Origin of the sequence: Curtobacterium sp. P97 (genome assembly GCF_023712445.1) — a bacterium.
Lineage (GTDB): Bacteria > Actinomycetota > Actinomycetes > Actinomycetales > Microbacteriaceae > Curtobacterium.
Genome location: NZ_JAMAYF010000243.1, coordinates 1 through 255, shown reverse-complemented (window position 1 = coordinate 255; position 255 = coordinate 1). Strand labels below are relative to the sequence as shown.

The window sequence follows — 255 nt, the reverse complement described above, 5'->3', positions numbered from 1 at the left end:
GAGACAGCTGGGAAGTCGTTACGCCATTCGTGCAGGTCGGAACTTACCCGACAAGGAATTTCGCTACCTTAGGATGGTTATAGTTACCACCGCCGTTTACTGGGGCTTAAATTCAGAGCTTCGCCCTAAGGCTAACCCTTCCTCTTAACCTTCCAGCACCGGGCAGGCGTCAGTCCGTATACATCGTCTTGCGACTTCGCACGGACCTGTGTTTTTAGTAAACAGTCGCTTCCCACTGGTCTCTGCGGCCTTCAA

1 rRNA gene is annotated in these 255 nt (G+C 52.5%); it reads right to left on the bottom strand.

Annotated elements, in window-relative coordinates:
• Nucleotides 1-255: ribosomal RNA gene (locus M3677_RS18905) — 23S ribosomal RNA — on the bottom strand; the annotation flags it as partial.